Origin of the sequence: Microvirgula sp. AG722 (assembly GCF_003269145.1) — a bacterium.
Lineage (GTDB): Bacteria > Pseudomonadota > Gammaproteobacteria > Burkholderiales > Aquaspirillaceae > Microvirgula > Microvirgula aerodenitrificans.
In genome coordinates, this window is the sequence record NZ_QLTJ01000020.1 from 25,877 (window position 1) to 42,636 (window position 16,760).

General features: G+C 67.1%; 16 protein-coding genes. 7 read left to right on the top strand and 9 right to left on the bottom strand.

What is annotated here, in order from left to right:
• The first annotated feature begins 3 nt into the window (after positions 1–3).
• From nirJ to cobA, 3 genes are read left to right on the top strand one after another with little or no spacing between them, the layout of a single operon-like run.
• Entirely contained in the window at positions 4–1,164 is a 1,161-nt protein-coding gene (gene nirJ, locus DFO50_RS16920) for a heme d1 biosynthesis radical SAM protein NirJ (protein WP_107889096.1), read from the top strand.
• Entirely contained in the window at positions 1,161–2,660 is a 1,500-nt protein-coding gene (locus DFO50_RS16925) for a nitrite reductase (protein ID WP_112692901.1), read from the top strand. The genes nirJ and DFO50_RS16925 overlap by 4 nt, the downstream gene beginning before the upstream one ends.
• An 11-nt stretch (positions 2,661–2,671) precedes the next feature.
• The gene (gene cobA / locus DFO50_RS16930; protein WP_112692902.1) at positions 2,672–3,466 is read left to right on the top strand and encodes a uroporphyrinogen-III C-methyltransferase; all 795 of its coding nucleotides are present in this window, start codon (positions 2,672–2,674) and stop codon (positions 3,464–3,466) included.
• Between the two features lie 6 nt (positions 3,467–3,472).
• Here cobA and DFO50_RS16935 read toward each other — a convergent pair whose 3' ends face one another.
• The 5 genes from DFO50_RS16935 to DFO50_RS16955 all read right to left on the bottom strand — a co-directional run bounded on the left by DFO50_RS16935 (position 3,473) and on the right by DFO50_RS16955 (position 8,623).
• Positions 3,473–4,156, bottom strand: coding sequence for a GAF domain-containing protein (locus DFO50_RS16935; RefSeq protein WP_028499218.1), 684 nt, complete (start codon positions 4,154–4,156; stop codon positions 3,473–3,475).
• A 59-nt stretch (positions 4,157–4,215) separates the two neighbouring features.
• Positions 4,216–5,052, bottom strand: a complete 837-nt coding sequence (locus tag DFO50_RS16940; RefSeq protein ID WP_028499217.1) for a DMT family transporter — start codon at positions 5,050–5,052, stop codon at positions 4,216–4,218.
• 109 nt (positions 5,053–5,161) lie between these two features.
• Positions 5,162–6,604, bottom strand: a complete 1,443-nt coding sequence (gene katA, locus DFO50_RS16945; RefSeq protein WP_112692903.1) for a catalase KatA — start codon at positions 6,602–6,604, stop codon at positions 5,162–5,164.
• Between the two features lie 264 nt (positions 6,605–6,868).
• On the bottom strand, positions 6,869–7,738 hold the full coding sequence (locus DFO50_RS16950; RefSeq protein ID WP_028499215.1) for a pirin family protein: 870 nt from the start codon (positions 7,736–7,738) through the stop codon (positions 6,869–6,871).
• A 33-nt stretch (positions 7,739–7,771) separates the two neighbouring features.
• Entirely contained in the window at positions 7,772–8,623 is an 852-nt protein-coding gene (locus tag DFO50_RS16955) for a pirin family protein (protein ID WP_028499214.1), read from the bottom strand.
• 314 nt (positions 8,624–8,937) lie between these two features.
• Between DFO50_RS16955 and DFO50_RS16960 the strand changes: the two genes are divergently transcribed.
• Positions 8,938–10,011, top strand: coding sequence for an FUSC family protein (locus DFO50_RS16960; RefSeq protein ID WP_158537492.1), 1,074 nt, complete (start codon positions 8,938–8,940; stop codon positions 10,009–10,011).
• Between the two features lie 23 nt (positions 10,012–10,034).
• Here the strand turns inward: DFO50_RS16960 and DFO50_RS16965 are convergent, their stop codons facing one another.
• The 4 genes from DFO50_RS16965 to DFO50_RS16980 are packed head-to-tail and all read right to left on the bottom strand — an operon-like array spanning position 10,035 to position 14,027.
• Entirely contained in the window at positions 10,035–11,168 is a 1,134-nt protein-coding gene (locus tag DFO50_RS16965; RefSeq protein ID WP_028499212.1) for an enoyl-CoA hydratase/isomerase family protein, read from the bottom strand.
• A 14-nt stretch (positions 11,169–11,182) separates the two neighbouring features.
• A complete protein-coding gene (locus DFO50_RS16970) occupies positions 11,183–11,962 on the bottom strand; it encodes an enoyl-CoA hydratase (RefSeq protein WP_036385950.1) in 780 nt (259 codons plus the stop codon).
• On the bottom strand, positions 11,962–13,119 hold the full coding sequence (locus DFO50_RS16975; RefSeq protein WP_028499210.1) for an acyl-CoA dehydrogenase family protein: 1,158 nt from the start codon (positions 13,117–13,119) through the stop codon (positions 11,962–11,964). Before DFO50_RS16975 ends, DFO50_RS16970 begins: the two co-directional genes overlap by 1 nt.
• A gap of 53 nt (positions 13,120–13,172) precedes the next feature.
• Complete coding sequence (locus DFO50_RS16980) at positions 13,173–14,027, bottom strand: 3-hydroxyacyl-CoA dehydrogenase family protein (RefSeq protein ID WP_028499209.1); 855 nt, start codon at positions 14,025–14,027, stop codon at positions 13,173–13,175.
• A 192-nt stretch (positions 14,028–14,219) separates the two neighbouring features.
• Here DFO50_RS16980 and DFO50_RS16985 point away from each other — a divergent pair, with 192 nt between their 5' ends.
• The 3 genes from DFO50_RS16985 to rstA all read left to right on the top strand — a co-directional run bounded on the left by DFO50_RS16985 (position 14,220) and on the right by rstA (position 16,758).
• A complete protein-coding gene (locus tag DFO50_RS16985) occupies positions 14,220–14,630 on the top strand; it encodes a MerR family DNA-binding transcriptional regulator (protein WP_028499208.1) in 411 nt (136 codons plus the stop codon).
• Positions 14,631–14,724: 94 nt separating this feature from the next.
• Positions 14,725–15,912: an acetyl-CoA C-acyltransferase gene (locus DFO50_RS16990; RefSeq protein ID WP_028499207.1), complete on the top strand. Its 1,188-nt coding sequence runs from the start codon at positions 14,725–14,727 to the stop codon at positions 15,910–15,912.
• A 132-nt stretch (positions 15,913–16,044) separates the two neighbouring features.
• The gene (rstA, locus tag DFO50_RS16995; protein WP_028499206.1) at positions 16,045–16,758 is read left to right on the top strand and encodes a two-component system response regulator RstA; all 714 of its coding nucleotides are present in this window, start codon (positions 16,045–16,047) and stop codon (positions 16,756–16,758) included.
• Positions 16,759–16,760: the final 2 nt, after the last annotated feature.

Genomic DNA, 16,760 nt, shown 5'->3' on the forward strand with positions numbered 1-16,760 from the left:
GTCATGTTCCGTCTGTCCCGATTCATGGAAGCACTGCGCGACAACGGTCCCATTGCCACCCCGCGGCGGCCGCGCGGCCCGGTGGTGATCTGGAACCTGATCCGCCGCTGCAACCTGACCTGCAAGCACTGCTATTCGACCTCGGCCGACACCGACTTTGCCGGTGAGCTGTCCACGGCCGAGGTATTCACCGTCCTCGACCAGTTGCATGCCGCCGGCGTGCCGGCGGTGATCCTGTCCGGCGGCGAGCCGCTGCTGCGGCCGGACCTGTTCGCTATCGCCCGCCGGGCCAAGGCGCTCGGCCTGCATGTGTCGGTGTCCAGCAACGGTACCCTGCTCGACCCTGCCATCGCCCGCGAACTGGCCGATTGCGGCGTCGACTACTACGGCGTCAGCCTCGACGGACTGAAGCCGGTGCACGACGTGTTCCGCCAGCGTGCCGGTGCCTTCGACGACGCCCTGGCCGGTATCCGCATCGCCCGCGACGCCGGCCTGCGCGTCGGCGTGCGCATGACCCTGACCGAATCCAATGCCGCCGATCTGCCGGCGCTGGTCGCCCTGACCGAGGACGAGGGGCTGGACAAGTTCTACCTGTCCCACTTCAACTACGCCGGACGCGGTCGCAAGCACCAGCGCCAGGATGCCCGCCACGTCGCCACCCGTCAGGCGATGGACTGGCTGTTCGCCCATGTCTGGTCGCGCGCGCGGCAGGAACGCGCCGGCGATTTCGTGACCGGCAACAACGATGCCGACGGCGTCTACCTGCTGCACTGGGTCGCCCGGCGCTTCCCGCACCGCGTCGACGACCTGCGCGCCCGGCTGCTGCAGTGGGGCGGCAACGCCACCGGCATCGGCGTCGCCAATATCGACAATCTCGGCAACGTCCATCCGGACACCATGTGGTGGCAGGTCGGGCTGGGCAATGTGCGCGAACGGCCGTTCGGCGAGATCTGGGCCGACCGCAGCCATCCGCTGATGGACGGGCTGAAATCGCGGCCGCGACCGCTGGAGGGCCGCTGCGCGGGCTGTGCGCACCGCGAGATCTGCAATGGCAATACCCGGGTGCGCGCCTTCGCCGTCAGTGGCAACCCGTGGGCGGAGGATCCCGGCTGCTATCTGAGCGATGCCGAAACCCGGCCGCTGCGATGCGAGGTGACGGCATGACACTGCGCCTGCTGCTCGCCTGCTGTTCGCTGGCCGTCGCCACCCTGGCGACGGCCGCCCCGCCCGATGCGCCGGCCCTGTACCGGCAGCAGTGCGCAAGCTGCCACGGCACCGATCGCCTCGGCGCCATGGGGCCGGCGCTGTTGCCGCAAAGCCTGGAACGGCTGAAACCGGCCGAGCTGCTGGCCACCATCCGTGACGGCCGCCCGGCCACGCAGATGGCCGGCTTCGCCGCCACGCTGTCGGCGGCCGATATCGATGCGCTGGCCACCTTCCTGCGCAGCGATCCGCCGTCGCCGCCGCACTGGCGCGACAGCGACATCCGCGCGTCGCGTATCGTCCATGTCCGGCCCGGCAGCCTGCCGGACCGGCCGCAATTCCGCGCCGATCCAGCCAATCTGTTCCTGGTGGTCGAGGCCGGCAGCCATCACGTCACCGTGCTCGACGGCGACACGCTGGAGCCGATCCATCGCTTCCAGAGCCGCTTCGCCCTGCATGGCGGTCCCAAGTACAGCCGCGACGGCCGCTATGTGTACTTTGCCAGCCGCGACGGCTGGATCAGCAAGTACGACCTGTGGAACCTGAAGACCGTGGCCGAGATCCGCGCCGGTCTCAACACCCGCAATCTGGCGGTCAGTGACGACGGACGCTGGGTGCTGGTCGGCAACTATCTGCCGAACACGCTGGTCCTGCTCGACGCCAGAACGCTGGAACTGCGCCGCAGCCTGACGGTGCGCGGCACTGACGGTGCGCCGTCGCGGGTATCGGCGGTCTATGACGCCGCGCCGCGCGGCAGCTTCATCGTGGCGCTGAAGGATCTGGCCGAGGTCTGGGAAATACCGTACCGCAACGGACGGGCCGGCACCGCCCCGCAGCTTGCGCCGCGCCGGATCGCCTTCGACGACGTGCTCGACGACTTTTTCTTCGACCAGTCCTACCGCCACATCCTCGGCGCCTCGCGCAGCGGACGCGGCCAGGTCATCGACCTCGACGCCGGCCGCAAGGTCGCCGATCTCGCGCTGAGCGGCATGCCGCACCTCGGCAGCGGCATTACCTGGCAGCGCGACGGCCATGACGTGATGGCGTCGCCAAACCTGAAGGACGGCCGCATCAGCGTGATCGACATGCAGAACTGGCAGACGGTCGGCGAAATCGCCACCAATGGTCCGGGGTTCTTTATCCGCAGCCACGAACGCACGCCGTATGCGTGGACCGACGCGATGATGAGTCCGCGCCGCGATACCCTGCAGATCATCGACAAGCAGAGCCTGGCCGTGGTCGGCAGCGTGACACCGAGCCCCGGCCGTACGGCCGCGCATGTGGAGTTCACCCGTGACGGCAAATACGCGCTGGTCAGCGTGATGGAGCGCGATGGCGCGCTGGTGGTTTACGATGCGGCGACTTTCCGAGAGATCAAGCGCTTGCCGATGGACAAGCCGATCGGCAAATACAATGTATTCAACAAGACCACCCGTTCGTCGGGAACCAGTCACTGAGGAGTCCGCACATGGAAAGAGCAACCCAACCGGGCAAGGTCTGGCTGGTCGGCGCCGGCCCCGGCAGCGCCGATCTGCTGACCCTGCGCGCCGCCCGCGTGCTGGGCCAGGTCGATGTCTGGCTGATCGATGATCTGGTCGGCGAGGAGATCCACCAGCATGCGCGTCCCGACGCCGTGCTCGAATACGTCGGCAAGCGCGGCGGGCGCTGTTCGATGCGCCAGGCCGACATCAACGAACGCGCGCTGGCCCATGCGCTGGCCGGCCGCTCGGTCGCCCGGGTCAAGGGCGGCGACCCGACCCTGTTCGGCCGTGGCGGCGAGGAGCTCGCCTATCTGGCCGCGCACGGCATCGAGGTCGAGATCGTCAACGGGCTGACCAGCGGCATGGCGGCGGCACAATCGCTCGGCGTCGGTCTGACCCACCGCGATTTCGGTCATGGCGTGACATTTGTCACCGCGCACACCGCCGACGACGGTGGCCCGGACTGGCCGGCGCTGTGTGCCAGCGGCACCACGCTGGTGATCTACATGGGCATGAGCCGGCTGGCCGACATCCGCGATGCCCTGTGCCGCGCCGGCAAGCCGGCCGACACGCCGGCCGCCGTAGTGATGAACGCCAGCCGCGTCGACGAGCGGCAATGGTGTGGCTCGCTGGCGACGCTGACCGATGCGCTCGACGCCGGGCTGGCCAGCCCGGCCATCATCCTGGTCGGCGGCGTGCTCGCCCACGCCCGCCACCCGCAACCGGCCGCGTTCGCGCTGCCGCTGGCGCACGCCACCGGCGACTCGCTGGCCTGTTGCTGAGGCGGTTCAGGCGAACTCGGCCGACAGCAGCACGCACAGTGCCACCAGCACGACCTGCCGCGCCGGGGTAAAGAAACCGGCCGGCGCCGCCTCGGCGTCGATAATGCCGGCCACCGTACCGTCAGCGGCATACACCGGCAGGCAGGCTTCGGCGCGCACCTTCGGATCGCACACGTAGTAGCTGCCGCCGCCGGCCGCGTGGATGGCCACGTCATCGATGACCATGCCCCGTCCGGACAGGCCGACCGTGCTGTTGTTGCTGTGGGCGGCAAATGCCGCGTCGAGCGGGAACTCGGCCCGGCTCGGCAGCCCGACACAGGCCAGTTTGACCAGCGCCTCGCCAGCGGCGACCGGCAGCCGGCGATAGATGCCAAGCCAGTCGGCACCCACCTGCGCGTTGACGGTCTGCACCAGCCGGTTCAGGCGTTGCAGCAAGCGGGTTCTGGCCGCATCACGGCCGCCGAGCACGCCAGCCAGGTCGTACGGCTGTGCCGCCAGCTGGTCGAACAGCGAACAGGCACCATCGGCCGACACTTCCGGTACCCGGTAACGGTACAGCGCGTCTTCGTCGTCGACCACCACCGGTACCGCCAGCGCGGCGCGCAGGGTGCCGATACTGGCGACGATCGCGTCGACGGACAGATCCAGCGCATTGCGCCGCAGGTAGTCACTGACCAGGCTCGATGTCATCGGTGAATCACTCCGGGAAAAGATCGCCCACTGTGCCGCGAGCCGGGGCCGGCGGGCAACTACATCCGCAACATCAGCACCCCGCCCACCATCAGCACGCAGGCGGCGACACGCAGCGGCGTCGGCTTCTCGCCCAGCCACAGCCAGCCAAGCAGCACGCCGAACAGGCTGCTCAGTTCGCGCAGCGCCGACACCTGGCCCATCGGCAGCACGCGCAGCGCCGAAATCACCAGCCCGTACGCACACAGCGACACCACGCCGCCGAGCATGCCGGTCAGCACGGCGCGACGGTCGGCCAGACGCGGGCGCGGATCGCCGCCGGCGCGAAGCACCAGCGCCAGCAGCGGCAGGTTGAACAGCAGGTAGACCCAGGCGATATACGCGAACGGATCGCCGGCCAGCCGCACGCCGATGCCGTCAACCACGGTATAGGAGGCGATAAAGCAGCCGGTCAGCACCGCCGCGCCCATCCCGCCGCTGGCGGCCAGCCCACGGCGGCGATAGGCCAGCGACACGATGCCGGCCGACACCATCAGGATGCCGCCAGCCACGACCAGCCCCGGCCGCTCGCCGCCAAAGGCCCAGGCGCCGAGCGTGACCAGCAGCGGCGACATGCCGCGCGCTACCGGATACACCCGGCCGAAGTCGCCGCTGCGGTAGGCACGGATCAGCGCCAGCGAATAACCGAGCTCCAGCAGCGCCGACGCACCGATATACGGCCAGCTGGCCGCTGCCGGCGCCGGCAGCAGCAGCACGCCGGCCAGCCCGGCCAGCCCGCACGGCACCGCCATCATGCCGGTCTGCCACAGCTTGTCCCGACTCTGGTGCAGCAGCGCATTCCAGCTGGCATGCAGCAGGGCCGAGAACAGCACCAGCGCAACGTACAGGCTTTCCACCCGGCCATCCCCGAGATCTAAAGACGCCAGCCTATCAGTCCGGCCAGCCGGACGACAGAAACCGCCGCGCAAGGCGCGGCGGTTTCTGGTCCCGGCATGGCGGATAGCGTTACAGCGTCAGCCCCAGCGCCTTCGCCACGCCGGCGCCATAGGCCGGGTCGGCTTTGGAGAAATGGGCGATCTGGCGGCGCTGGATCGCTTCCGGCACCTCGCGCATGTCGTCAGCGATATTGTCGAACAGCCGTTGCTGCTGGGCCGCATCGAGCAGCCGGAACAGCGCGCCCGGCTGCGAGTAGTAGTCCTCGTCGACGCGATGGTTCCAGTGGTCGGCCGCGCCTTCCAGCGTCAACGGCGGTTCGGCGAAGTCCGGCTGTTCCTGCCATTGGTCGAAGCTGTTCGGCTCATAGCTGACGCGCCTGTCGCCATTGTTGCCATCGACGCGCATCGCGCCGTCGCGGTGGTAGGTATGGAACGGACAGCGCGGCGCGTTGACCGGGATCTGCTGGTGATTGACGCCGAGCCGGTAGCGGTGGGCATCGCCATACGAGAACAGCCGGCCCTGCAGCATCTTGTCCGGCGAGAAGCCGATGCCCGGCACGACATGGCCCGGGTTGAATGCCGACTGCTCGACTTCGGCGAAGTAGTTGTCCGGGTTGCGGTTCAGTTCGAACTCGCCGACCTCGATCAGCGGGTAGTCGCCATGCGGCCAGACCTTGGTCAGGTCGAACGGATTGATCCGGTACGAGCCCGCTTCCTGCTCCGGCATGATCTGCACGAACAGTTTCCAGCGCGGAAAGTCGCCGCGTTCGATCGCGTCGTACAGGTCGCGCTGCGAGCTTTCACGGTCGCGGGCAATGATCGCCTCGGCCTCGGCGCTGCCCAGACAGGCGATACCCTGCTGGGTCTTGAAGTGGAACTTGACCCAGAAGCGCTCGTTCTGCGCGTTGATGAAGCTGAAGGTATGGCTGCCGAAGCCATGCATGTGCCGGTACGAACGCGGCAGGCCGCGGTCGCTGAAGTCGATCGTCAGCTGGTGCAGCGATTCCGGCAGCAGCGAGAAGAAATCCCACTTGAAAGTCGCATTGCGCAGATTGGTGCGCGGGTCGCGCTTGACCACATGATTGAGGTCGGGGAACTTCAGCGGATCGCGCAGGTAGAACACCGGGGTGTTGTTGCCGACCAGGTCCCAGTTGCCTTCCTCGGTGTAGAACTTCATCGCGAAACCGCGAATGTCGCGCTCGGCATCCGCCGCACCGCGCTCGCCGGCCACGGTCGAGAAACGCACGAACAGGTCGGTCTGCTTGCCGACCTGCGAGAACAGCCTGGCCCGGGTATAGCGGCTGATGTCATGGGTGACGGTAAAGGTGCCGTAGGCAGCCGACCCCTTGGCGTGCATGCGTCGCTCGGGGATGACTTCACGATCGAAATGGGCCAGTTTTTCCAGGAACCAGACATCCTGCAGCAACATCGGTCCTCGCGGACCGGCAGTCATCACATTGTTGTTGTCAGCCACCGGTGCGCCGGCACCGGTTGTCAGGGGTAGTCGTGCCATCAGAGGATCTCCTGGCCGTCTTGGCAACGGCCTCAGATTGCAACATGGGCAGACCGCTGGCGGAACAGCAGCCTGTCCGGCGAAAGCCGTGCACGTCGTCCGGGGCTGCGGGAAGGACGGTCGGGCGACGGAGATCTGCAGTGTCGACCGCCACCGGCGATTAATCCAATTTAATGTTTCTACTTTTCCGATGTGGACAGACTATGCCGTCATTCTGCGTTACATCGCTGATTCTATTGGTTTTAAAACGCGCATGATGGCTGCTTATTTTTCCGGCAGCGGTATCCATTCGCTCTCGCCCGGCACCGGTTCGAAGCGGTCCGCCTTCCAGTCGGCCTTCGCCTGTTCGATGCGCGCCCTGGAGCTGGACACGAAGTTCCACCACATATAGCGCGGCCCGTCGAGCGGATCGCCGCCGACCAGCATCAGCCGCGCGGCCGTGTCGGCCCGGACCGGCACGTCGGTGCCGGGTTCCAGCACCACCAGCGTGCCGGCCTCGACCCGTTCGCCGCCGACCGTCGCACAGCCGGAGACCACGTAGACGGCACGTTCCGGGTGCCCGGCCGGCAGCGTGAACGTCGCGTCGGCCTCAAGCTCGGCCGCCACGAACAGCGTGCGGTCATAGGTCCTGACCGGCGATGTCAGCCCGAACGCATCGCCGACCAGCACCCGCAGTGCCACGCCGGGCAAAGTCAGCGTCGGCAACGTCCCGGCCGGGTGATGCCAGAAGCCCGGCGCATCGTCCTCATGCGCCTGCGGCAGGGCGACCCACATCTGAATGCCTTCTACCGCTTCGCCCCGGGCGCGGACATCGGCCGGGATGCGCTCCGAATGCACCACGCCGCGACCGGCGGTCATCCAGTTGATCGCGCCCGGTTCGATGCGCTGCAGCGTGCCAAGACTGTCGCGATGCATGAAGGCGCCGGAGAACAGATAGGTGACCGTGGCCAGACCGATATGCGGGTGCGGCCGCACATCGCCCTCAGTGCCGGTGCGGGCGAACCCGGCCGGGCCCATATGGTCGAGAAACACGAACGGGCCGACCGAACGGGCCTCGAAGGCCGGCAACAGGCGGCGCACCGGAAAACCGATGTCGCGGATCCTGGAAGCAATGCGCGAGCGGATCTGGGTCATGCTGGACTCCTGCGGGATAACGCGTTGAAAGGATCAGAAACGGCCGTTGCGGAAATCGTCGATGGCCTGTTCGACCTCGCCACGGCTGTTCATCACGAACGGGCCCCACTGCGCGATCGGTTCGCCCAGTGGCCGGCCGGCCAGCACCAGCACGCGGGCGCCACTGACCGTCGACAGCGTCACGCCATCGGCGGCGGGGTCATTGCCGAGCACGGCCAGCCGCTGTTCGCCGACGGTTCGCCCGCCAATCGTCGCTTCACCGGCGTACACATACACGAAGGCATTGTGCGACGGCGGCAGCGGCAGCGAATGGGTCGCGCCGGCCGGCAGTTCGAGGTCGAGATACAGCGGCTCGGTATCGGCCTCCTGCACCGCGCCACGCAGGCCATCGGCCTCGCCGGCAATGACCTTGATCGTCACGCCGCCGGCCGTTGTCGTCTGCGGGATCGCCGACGCCGGGATATCACGGTAGCCCGGCTCGCTCATCTTGCGGGCCGCCGGCAGGTTGATCCACAGCTGGAAGCCGTGCATCAGCCCGTCCGCCTGCTCCGGCAGTTCCGAGTGCACCAGTCCGCGGCCGGCATTCATCCACTGCACGCCGCCCGGGCCGAGCAGGCCTTCGTTGCCGTGGCTGTCGCGATGGCGCATGCGGCCATCGAGCATATAGGTCACGGTCTGAAAACCGCGGTGCGGGTGGTCGGGAAAGCCGGCGATATAGTCGTCCGGGTTGTCGGAGCGGAATTCGTCCAGCATCAGGAACGGGTCGAGCCGGCGCTGCAGTTCCTGGGTCAGCACCCGCAGCAGCCGCACCCCGGCACCGTCGGAGGTCGGCATGCCGGCCTGCAGGCGTTCCACTTCGCGGCTGCGGTTGACGACAGCATTCATGATTCGGCTCCTTTGATCGACCGAGGCAATATTTACCGGCCCCGTTCCGGTGAAAACCCATAACAACGGAAGGTTGACCATTGAATGGTAGCCATCTGGCCGTCACGGAAATAGCGAAATAATCCGCGCCATTGATTCAGTATTTCTGAACATGATTTACCCATTGAGTACACGCATGGCCGTCATGTACACCCGCCATGCTTTCTTGATAGCCGATATCGGCACACCGGGGCGGGGACAGGTCTGATTCTTGCCTTTCCTTTTCCCCGTCACCCCGTCTACCATACGCATAAGTATTTACTGATATATATCCCGTGCATTCCGTCTTCCGCCGCGTCCAGCGCCTGCTGTCGCCCTATTCGATCCACCAGCACTATCCGGCCCTGCACGCTTTGCGGGTCGCGCTCGGCTATCTGGTCACCGTCGCCCTGTCGGTCGTGTTCAAGGTGCCGGACGGCGCCTGGATGTCGGTCACCCTGCTGATTGTCATGGGCTCGCTGCCACATCTAGGCAGCGTGTACCAGAAGGCGCGCCAGCGCGGCATCGGTACCGTTGGCGGCGCCCTGGCCGGCATCGTTGCCATTTATCTGTACGGCCGTTCGCCGCTGGCCTGCTATCTGTGGATGGGTGCCTGCGCGGCCGCCAGCGGCTACCTGGCCATCGGCAAGCTCGGCTATATCGCGCTGATTGCGGGGGTCACGCTGACCATCGTCGCCGGGCATGGCGACAACTCGTTCGAGACCGCGCTGTGGCGCGCGCTGAACGTGCAGCTTGGCGGCATGATTGCGCTGATGTTCGCCCGTCTGCTGCCGCAGCGGGCGGTCAATCACTGGAAATACCTGCTGGCCGACAATCTGCGCGACTGCGCGGCACTCTACGGCCGGGTCGCCGTGCTGGACCTGCCGGACGAGGCCACGGTGCAGGAAACCTTCGACCGGCTCAACAAGCGGCTGATCGCCCAGCGCGGGCTGATGAGTGCCGTGGCCGGCGAAGTGTCACTGACGGTTGCCGAGCTGGACCGCATCCAGCGCACCCAGCGCAATATGCTCGGCCTGCTGGAACTGATGGTCGAGGTCTGCCGCAACCCGAGCCGCCATGCCGAGTTCGCGTCGATGCGCAAGCAGGTGGAACATAACCAGCGCCGGGCCCAGGCGCTGATGCGCACCACGGCCCATGCACTGAAATTCGACCGGCTCGACCGGCTGACGCGCATCGGCTACGCGCCGCAGGCCGAGGTCACCGCGCTGCCGGCCGGCGCCAGCGACGCCGGTTTCGAGGCGGTCGGCTATGTGTGGCTGAACATCAAGCTGCTGCGCCAGGTCGAGCGCATCAATGCCGCGCTGCTCGAAACCGCCTCGGCCTGGTACCGGCCGCCGGTCCGGGCCTGACCGGCCCGGGACAGCAGCAGGTGCTAGAGCGACGCCAGCGGATGCACCTGCCACGGCGGCACAAAGAAGCCGTCGATCCAGTCCGCATCCAGGCCGGCGAGATCGGCCGGTTTCCAGCGCGGTGCATTGTCCTTGTCGATCAGCCGCGCCCGCACTCCTTCGACGAACTCGCCGCGCAGGCAGCACTGCACCGCAAGGATCAGTTCCAGCCGGAACACATCGGCCAGGCCCAGATGCCGGGCGCGCCGGCGGATCTCCCACACCAGCCCGGCCGTGGTCGGGCAGCCGGCGGCAAAGGTACGCACCGCATCCCGGATCCACGGGTCGATGTCATCGGAAGCCGTCCGGAAGCGGGCCGCCACATCACTCAGGCTGTCGGCATCGGTCAGTTCCTGGATGCGGTCATAATGGGCGTGGACCCGACCGGCCGGCATGGCCTCGGCGGCGAGGGCAGCCCGCTCGCGCAGCAAGGCCGACAGCCGGGCGCCATCCTGCCCGGTCTCGCCGCTCCAGTCCGTCGACAGCAGGGCATCGCTCAGCGCCGGCAGCTCGGTCGAACGCAGGGCAAAATCGGCCAGGCCGACGAACTGCGCGTCGGCGGCATTCAGCGGCGCCCCGGTCAGGCCGAGGAACAGCCCGATGCGGCCAGGCATGCGGTTCAGGAACCAGCTGCCGCCGACATCCGGGAACAGGCCGATACTGATTTCCGGCATGGCGATGCGCGAGGTTTCCGTTACGACGCGATGGCTGGCGCCGGCCATCAGCCCCAGACCGCCGCCCATGACGATGCCGCTGCCCCAGACCAGAATCGGTTTTGGATAGCCGTGTATTGCATAGTCGAGTGCGTACTCGTCATGAAAATAGGTCGTCGCAAACGGACCGGCCGACGCCGGGTCGCGGGACAGGGCCTGCGCCAGCGCACGCACGTCACCGCCAGCGCAGAACGCGCGCTCGCCGCTGCCGGTCAGCAGCACCAGCACCACCGCAGGATCGTCGCGCCAGCGCGTCAGCTGCGCGTGCAGCAGCCGGATCATGTCCAGCGTCAGCGCATTCAGCGTGCGTTCGCTGTTCAGCGTCGCCTGGGCGATCACCCGGCCGTTGGCCGCGCGGTGTTCATGGAAAATCACGCAGGAATCAGGATCGGTTTTTGTGGTCATGGTTTCTCCTTCAGTCAGCGGTTTTTCCATACCGGATCGCGTTTGTCCAGAAACGCGCGAACGCCTTCGCGCTGATCCTCGGTCGAGAACAGATGGATGAACAGCTCGCGCTCCAGCGGCAGATTGGTTTCCGGCGGCGCGGTTCGCGCCGCCTGCAGCAGGGTCTTGCAGGCGGCGACGCTGGACGGGCTCTGGCGTTCGACCCGCCCGGCCATCTCCAGCGCCGTGCCCAGCGCCTGCCCGGTCGGCACCACCGCCTCGACCAGACCGATGCGCTCGGCCTGTGCCGCATCGACCCGCTCGCCGAGCAGCACCATGCGCTTGGCCCAGCCCTCGCCGACCAGATGCGGCAGCAACTGGGTGCCGCCAGCGCACGGCAGCAGGCCGACGCTGGCTTCCGGCAGTGCCATGACCGCCTGGCTTTCGGCCACGCGCAGGTCACAGGCCAGCGCGACCTCCAGCCCGCCGCCCATGGCGTAGCCGTTGATGGCGGCGATGCTGACACCACGGAAATGCGCGAGGGCGGTGAAGGCGCGGCCAAAGCGCAGCGCCATGTCGGCGGCGGTGCCAAGGTCGCCGTCGGCGAACAGCTTCAGGTCGGCACCGGCGGAAAAGAACCGCTCTCCGTCGCCGGTCAGCACCAGCGCGCGGACGTCGGGATCGGCATTCAGGTCGGCCACCAGCGTTTCCAGCGCCGCCAGACTGTCACGGGTCCAGGTATTGGCCGGCGGATTGCTCATGCGGACGATGGCGACATGGCCGCGTTTTTCCAGCTGCAGATGGGTGTAATTCATCAACGGATCTCCCCGGTCGGATCATTGAGCAGCGCGCGCGACACGATCACGCGCATGACTTCGTTGCTGCCTTCGAGAATGCGGTGCACACGCAGGTCACGCACATGGCGCTCCAGCGGGAACTCGCGCAGATAACCATAGCCGCCATGCAGCTGCAGCGCCTCGTCGGCCACCTGGAAGCAGGCATCTGTCGCGTAGCGTTTGGCCATGGCGCAATACACGCCGGCATCCGCCGCCGCGCTGTCCAGTTTCCACGCCGCCAGCCGCACCATCTGCCGCGCGGCCACCAGTCCGGTCTGCATGTCGGCCAGTTTGAACTGCAGCGCCTGGAAGGTGGCCAGCGGCTGGCCGAACTGCCGCCGCGCCTGCACATACTCGCGCGCCCGGTCCAGCGCGGCCTGGGCAGTGCCGACCGAGCAGGTGGCGATATTGACCCGGCCGCCATCCAGCCCCTTCATGGCAAAGCGGAAGCCCTCGCCTTCGTCGCCGAGCCGGTACTCAAGCGGGATGTCGACCGCGTCGAAGGTCACGGCACGGGTCGGCTGGCTGTTCCAGCCCATCTTGTGCTCCAGCTTGCCGTAGCCGATGCCCGGGCTGTCGGCCGGCACCAGGAACGCCGAAACGCCGCGCGCGCCGGCGCCGCCGGTGCGGGCCATCACCACCAGCACATCGGTGCTGCCGGCGCCGGAAATGAACATCTTGCTGCCGCTGAGCCGATAGCCGTCCGCCGTGCGTTCGGCACGGGTCGTCAGCGAGGCCGCATCGGAACCCGCATTCGGCTCGGTCAGGCAGTAGCTGCCGAGCAGCTCGCCACTGGTCATGCGCGGCGCCCAGCGCGCGGCGACTTCGGGGCGGGCAAAACTGGCGATCATCCAGCTCACCATGTTGTGGATGGTCAGGTAGGCGGCCGTCGACGTGCAGCCCCATGCCAGTTCCTCGAACACGATCGCCGCGTCCAGCCGGCCGGCGCCGAGGCCACCGTATTCGACCGGCGTGTACAGACCGCAGAAGCCGAGTTCGCCGGCCTTGCGGATCACGTCGAGCGGGAAATGTGCGTCGGCATCCCAGCGTGCGGCATGCGGGGCCAGTTCGGCACGGGCAAAGTCACGGGCTGCAGCCTGGAACGCGCGCTGCTCATCGCTCAGGGCAAAATCCATCTGTCTCTCCTTGGTGCGGGCGTCTTTGGCGCGCCCTTGCGGTCAGGACCGGCTCAGGACCGGTCGGTGTAGTCGTAGAAACCGCGACCGCTCTTGCGGCCGAGGCGGCCGGCGGCGACATAGCGCGCCAGCAGCGGGCAGACCCGGTATTTGCTGTCGCGGAATTCGCTGTACAGCACATCGAGAATCGCCACGCAGGTATCCAGGCCGATCAGGTCGGCCAGCGCCAGCGGTCCCAGCGGATGACGCATGCCCAGCGTCATCACCGCATCGACCGCCGCCGGGTCGGCCACGCCGTCATGCACGCAGAACGCCGCCTCGTTGATCATCGGCATCAGCACCCGGTTGGAGACGAACCCCGGTGCATCGCCGACCGTCACCGGCGTCTTGCCGAGCCGGGTCGTCAGCGCCTCGATCGCCCGATGGGTCGCGTCATCGGTCTGCTCGGCGCGGATGATTTCCACCAGTGGCATCAGCGGCACCGGGTTCATGAAATGCATGCCGATCACCCGCTGCGGTGAGGGCACCGCCGCCGCCAGCCGGGTCAGCGAAATCGACGAGGTATTGGAGGCGATGATGGCATCGGGCCCGACCGCCGCGGCCGCCTCGCCCAGCAGCCGCAGTTTCAGCGCCAGTTGTTCGCTGGCCGCCTCCACGACCAGCTCGCAGCCGGCCAGCGCCCCGGGACCGGACACCGTCGCCACCCGCGCCAGCACCGCGTCCGGCTCCAGACCGGCCTGACCGGCCGCCAGCTTGTCCAGCGAACGGCGCATCTGCGCCATCGCACGCGCCTGCTGCGCAGGATCGATATCGCACAGCCGTACCGCCAGTCCGGCCTGCGCACACACCTGGGCGATGCCGCCGCCCATCTGCCCGGCACCAATCACGCCAACCTGTCGAATTTCCATTGTTTGCTTCCCTCCGCTCGAGCGCACACACTAATATCCAGTTTACGTTAACGTCAACATGGCAGCAGAAACGTTGACCCGGTTTCCGTCCTGCCATGGACTGACGAGCCCGCCACCAGCCGACGCTTACGTTGCAGCACAGCATGGATGGCGTCATCGCGATAAAATGCCCCGATAGCCAGGAGCGCCTGAATGAGCGGCAACGATAAAACTTACACCATCAGCGAACTGGCACGGGAATTCGACGTCACCACCCGCACCATTCGCCATTACGAAGAACAGGGACTGATTGCGCCGGAACGACGCGGCCAGCACCGGATCTACTCGCGTCGCGACCGCATCCGTTTGCTGCTGACCCTGCGCGGAAAGCGCATCGGGCTGACCCTGAACGAAGTCCGCGAGCTGTTCGAGCTGTATGACGCCGCACGTGACGATGCACCGCAACTGCTCGAATTCATGCGCATTCTCGACCTGCGCGAGCAGCGCCTGATGCAGCAGATCGAGGATATCAACGTCGTCATGCGCGAAGTCCAGGGACTGAAGGCGCAGTGCGAACGCCTGCTGGAAAAAAAATCCGCTGATGCCGATTCGCCACAGCCGTGACGGATACGGGTGCCCGCGCGCGGCGCTGGCGCGCCTTTTTTCCCGCCGTTATATTACGTTAACGTAAAAGACAACAATGCAAAGGAGCAGCAAAATGCAGCAACAGGATCCTGTCGTCATCGTTTCCGCCGTCCGTACCCCGATCGGCGGCTTTCAGGGCCACCTGGCCCCGGTCGCTGCCCCGACCCTCGGTGCCGCCGCCCTGCGCGCGGCCATCACCCGTGCCGGCATCGGTGCCGATGACGTCGACGAGTTGCTGATGGGCTGCGTGCTGCCGGCCGGGCTCGGCCAGGCACCGGCCCGCCAGGCCGCGCTCGGCGCCGGGCTGTCCGAGCACACGCCGTGCACCACGGTGAACAAGATGTGCGGCTCCGGCATGAAAACCCTGATGCAGGCGCACGATGCCCTGCTCGCCGGCAGTGCCCGGGTCGTGGCCGCCGGCGGCATGGAAAGCATGTCCAATGCGCCGTATCTGCTGCCGAAAGCACGCACCGGCCTGCGCATGGGGCATGGCGAGGTCAAGGACCACATGTTCCTGGACGGGCTGGAAGACGTGTACGAGAAAGGCACGCTGATGGGAGTGTTCGCCGAACGCTGCGCCGCGCATTACGGCTTTACCCGCGAGCAGCAGGACACCTTTGCCATCCGCTCGCTGCTGCGGGCGCAGGAAGCCATCCGCGAAGGTGCCTTCCGCGACGAGATCGTGCCGGTCGACGTGCCGCAGCGCGGCGGCAACCAGGTAATCGACACCGACGAGCAGCCGCTGGCCGCCCGCCTCGACCGCATTCCGACGCTGAAACCGGCCTTTGCCGCGGACGGTACGGTCACGGCCGCCAATGCCAGCTCGATTTCCGATGGCGCCGCCGCGCTGGTGCTGATGCGTGAAAGCGAAGCCGCCCGTCGCGGGCTGAAGCCGATCGCCCGCATCGACGGCCACACCAGTTTCGCCCACGCACCGTCGTGGTTCACCACCGCCCCGGTCGGTGCGATGCGCGCGCTGTTCGAACGCACCGGCTGGCGTCAGGCCGATGTCGATCTGTACGAGATCAATGAAGCCTTTGCCGTGGTCACACTGGCGGCCATCACCGAGCTGGACCTGCCGGCCGACAAGGTCAACGTCAATGGCGGCGCCTGCGCACTCGGCCACCCGGTCGGCGCCTCCGGTGCCCGTATTGTCGTCACCCTGATCCATGCGCTGCGCCAGCGCGGACTGAAGCGCGGCATCGCCAGCCTGTGCATCGGCGGCGGCGAGGCCACGGCGATGGCCATTACCCTGCTGTAACGGCGGCCACCTCGGCGGCGTCCGCTGCCGGCGGCGACGGAATCTCCACGGAGTTTGTCGCCGTCTGCGCGCCGGACGGGCCAACCCGTTACAATTCCCCCCATGCTGACAGACAAAATCAGGGACCTCGCCGTGAACCCTCGCATCACTTTTGTTGAAGACGACGCCGAACTCGCCGAACTGATCGGCGACTACCTCAGAAGTTACGGATTCGACATCGCGGTCATCGACCGTGGCGACACTGCGCTGGAGGCCATTCTGGCCGACCCGCCGGACCTGGTGCTGCTCGACATCATGCTGCCGGGCAAGGACGGGCTGACGTTGTGTCGCGAGCTGCGGGTCGACTATCAGGGTCCGATCGTGATGCTGACTTCGCTGAACAGCGACATGAACCAGATTCTCGGCTTCGAGCTCGGTGCCAACGACTATGTGCTGAAGACCACGCCGCCTTCGGTGCTGCTGGCCCGCATCCGTGCCCACCTGCGCCAGTCGCACGCGGCGCCGGAACCGGGCCCGGCCGGCAAGAAGGCCGACAAGATTCTCGACTTCGGCACGCTGCAGATCGACCACATGAACCGCAGCGTGCGTTTCCTGAACGAACCGATCCCGCTGTCGACCGGCGACTTCGACCTGCTGTGGGAGCTGGCCAGCCATGCCGGCGAGGTGCTGACCCGCGACGACCTGCTGATGACGCTGCGCGGCGTGCGCTACGACGGTCTGGACCGTTCGATCGACGTGGCCATTTCGCGGCTGCGCAAGAAGCTTGGCGACGACACGGCCGATCCGCGCAAGATCAAGACCATCCGCCACAAGGGCTATCTGTTCGCCAACGACGTCTGGCGCTGAAG

Coding starts and splice junctions, on each gene's coding strand:
- nirJ (WP_107889096.1), top strand. CDS start 4: ATGTTCCGTCTGTCCCGATTCATGGAAGCACTGCGCGACAACGGTCCC.
- DFO50_RS16925 (WP_112692901.1), top strand. CDS start 1,161: ATGACACTGCGCCTGCTGCTCGCCTGCTGTTCGCTGGCCGTCGCCACC.
- cobA (WP_112692902.1), top strand. CDS start 2,672: ATGGAAAGAGCAACCCAACCGGGCAAGGTCTGGCTGGTCGGCGCCGGC.
- DFO50_RS16935 (WP_028499218.1), bottom strand. CDS start 4,156: ATGACATCGAGCCTGGTCAGTGACTACCTGCGGCGCAATGCGCTGGAT.
- katA (WP_112692903.1), bottom strand. CDS start 6,604: ATGGCACGACTACCCCTGACAACCGGTGCCGGCGCACCGGTGGCTGAC.
- DFO50_RS16950 (WP_028499215.1), bottom strand. CDS start 7,738: ATGACCCAGATCCGCTCGCGCATTGCTTCCAGGATCCGCGACATCGGT.
- DFO50_RS16955 (WP_028499214.1), bottom strand. CDS start 8,623: ATGAATGCTGTCGTCAACCGCAGCCGCGAAGTGGAACGCCTGCAGGCC.
- DFO50_RS16965 (WP_028499212.1), bottom strand. CDS start 11,168: ATGACCACAAAAACCGATCCTGATTCCTGCGTGATTTTCCATGAACAC.
- DFO50_RS16970 (WP_036385950.1), bottom strand. CDS start 11,962: ATGAATTACACCCATCTGCAGCTGGAAAAACGCGGCCATGTCGCCATC.
- DFO50_RS16975 (WP_028499210.1), bottom strand. CDS start 13,119: ATGGATTTTGCCCTGAGCGATGAGCAGCGCGCGTTCCAGGCTGCAGCC.
- DFO50_RS16980 (WP_028499209.1), bottom strand. CDS start 14,027: ATGGAAATTCGACAGGTTGGCGTGATTGGTGCCGGGCAGATGGGCGGC.
- DFO50_RS16985 (WP_028499208.1), top strand. CDS start 14,220: ATGAGCGGCAACGATAAAACTTACACCATCAGCGAACTGGCACGGGAA.
- DFO50_RS16990 (WP_028499207.1), top strand. CDS start 14,725: ATGCAGCAACAGGATCCTGTCGTCATCGTTTCCGCCGTCCGTACCCCG.